This window comes from Ruegeria sp. ANG-S4, assembly GCF_000814005.1.
GTDB lineage: Bacteria > Pseudomonadota > Alphaproteobacteria > Rhodobacterales > Rhodobacteraceae > Ruegeria.
Genome location: NZ_JWLK01000013.1, coordinates 1 through 2,500 on the forward strand (window position 1 = coordinate 1; position 2,500 = coordinate 2,500).

1 tRNA gene and 2 rRNA genes (1 of these 3 cut by a window edge) are annotated in these 2,500 nt (G+C 54.6%); all 3 read right to left on the minus strand.

From position 1 onward, the window contains the following. Window positions 1-5: 5 nt before the first annotated feature. Window positions 6-82, minus strand: a tRNA-Met gene (locus RA28_RS22035). An 84-nt stretch (window positions 83-166) separates the two neighbouring features. Continuing rightward, window positions 167-281: ribosomal RNA gene (gene rrf / locus RA28_RS22040) — 5S ribosomal RNA — on the minus strand. A 164-nt stretch (window positions 282-445) separates the two neighbouring features. Further along, a 23S ribosomal RNA gene (locus RA28_RS22045) occupies window positions 446-2,500 on the minus strand; it runs 790 nt beyond the window's last position.

Below are 2,500 nucleotides of genomic sequence, written 5' to 3' on the forward strand. Positions count from 1 at the left end.
GATTTTGGTTGCGGGGAGAGGATTTGAACCTCTGACCTTCAGGTTATGAGCCTGACGAGCTACCGGACTGCTCCACCCCGCGCCACTTTGGTGGCCTACCGCTTACGCTGCTTGAGGCCGGGTCGTGTTCTGCTGATCGTTTTAGAGAGATATGGGCTTTTACTAGGTTTGGCGGTGACCTACTCTCCCGGGGCTTAAGCCCAAGTACCATTGGCGCGGCAGTGCTTAACTTCCGGGTTCGGTATGGGACCGGGTGTTTCACTTGCGCTATGACCACCAAACCGAGGAAAAGCCCACGTCGCGTCTTTGCCTTTGGCAAAGCGCGACGCGCAGGAGGCAGCGTATTCGCGAAGCGGATGCGCGTTCCTGCACGGTTGTTAATCAGATCAACGTTGTCCAACTCAAGGTCGGTGTATGCTTTGGTCTTGTCTTTCCATTACTGGATCAAATCAAGCCTATCGGGCGATTAGTACCGGTCAACTGAACGCATTACTGCGCTTACATCTCCGGCCTATTGACGTGGTGGTCTTCCACGGCCCTCAGGGAGACCTTGTTTTGAGGGGGGCTTCCCGCTTAGATGCCTTCAGCGGTTATCCTGTCCGATCATAGCTACCCAGCACTGCCGTTGGCACGACAACTGGTCCACCAGTGGATCGTTCACCCCGGTCCTCTCGTACTAGGGGCAACTCCTCTCAAGTCTCCTACACCCACGGCAGATAGGGACCGAACTGTCTCACGACGTTCTAAACCCAGCTCACGTACCTCTTTAAACGGCGAACAGCCGTACCCTTGGGACCTGCTCCAGCCCCAGGATGAGATGAGCCGACATCGAGGTGCCAAACACTGCCGTCGATATGGACTCTTGGGCAGTATCAGCCTGTTATCCCCGGCGTACCTTTTATCCGTTGAGCGATGGCCCTTCCACTCGGGACCACCGGATCACTATGGCCGTCTTTCGACTCTGCTCGACTTGTCAGTCTTGCAGTCAGGCTGGCTTCTGCCATTGCACTCAACGAGCGATTTCCGACCGCTCTGAGCCAACCTTCGCGCGCCTCCGTTACGCTTTAGGAGGCGACCGCCCCAGTCAAACTACCCGCCACGCAGGGTCCCGGATCCGGATAACGGACCGCGGTTAGACATCAAGAGTGCGAAGGGTGGTATCTCAAGGGAGGCTCCACGGATACTTGCGTTTCCGCTTCAAAGCCTACCACCTATCCTGCACATCACAATCCTGATGCCAGTGCGAAGCTGTAGTAAAGGTGCACGGGGTCTTTCCGTCTAACCGCGGGAAGCCTGCATCTTGACAGGCAATTCAATTTCGCTGAGTCGATGTTGGAGACAGCGGGGAAGTCGTTACGCCATTCGTGCAGGTCGGAACTTACCCGACAAGGAATTTCGCTACCTTAGGACCGTTATAGTTACGGCCGCCGTTTACCTGGGCTTCAATTCAAGGCTCTCACCTCTCCTTTTAACCTTCAGGCACCGGGCAGGCGTCAGACCCTATACGTCGTCTTGCGACTTCGCAGAGCCCTGTGTTTTTAATAAACAGTCGCCACCCCCTGGTTTGTGCCCCCAGCCCCTAGTTGCCTAGGAACCGGGCCTCCTTCTCGCGAACTTACGGAGGTATTTTGCCGAGTTCCTTCAACATCGTTCTCTCAAGCGCCTTGGTATGCTCTACCAGTCCACCTGTGTCGGTTTAGGGTACGGTCTGATGGAGGGCTATTTCCAGGAACTGCTCAGCAGCCCAACCAATCCGATAAGGTTGAACTACACCTGCAATCCGTCACATCCTCCTGGCCTAGGAATATTAACCTAGTTCCCATCGCCTACGCCTTTCGGCCTCGGCTTAGGGGCCGGCTTACCCTGCTCAGATTAGCTTTAAGCAGGAACCCTTGGACTTTCGGCGAGAGTGTCTCTCACACTCTTTGTCGCTACTCATGTCATCATTCTCACTAGTGATCTCTCCACCGGATGGCTCACGCCCCGGCTTCATCGAAAGAACTCGATCCGTCATTACACCCACTGATATTTCACAGAAGGATGCAAATACGGATGAGTTCTATGTCACACTACGCTCTGCTACCGATGCTTACGCATCCCTAGACTTCGGCTCATGGCTTGAGCCCCGTTACATCTTCGCCGCAGGACAACTTATTTAGACCAGTGAGCTGTTACGCTATCTTTAAAGGATGGCTGCTTCTAAGCCAACCTCCTGGTTGTTTTGGTCGTCCCACCTGCTTTCCCACTTAGCCATGAATTGGGGGCCTTAGTCGTAGGTCAGGGTTGTTTCCCTCTCCACTACGGACGTTAGCATCCGCAGTGTGTCTGCCATCTAGTACTCCCGGGTATTCGGAGTTTGGTTAGGATCAGTAAGCCTGTGGGGCCCCATTACCCATCCAGTGCTCTACCCCCCGGGGTATTCGGATGACGCTCTACCTAAATAGATTTCGCAGAGAACCAGCTATCTCCGAGTTTGATTGGCCTTTCACCCCTAGGCACA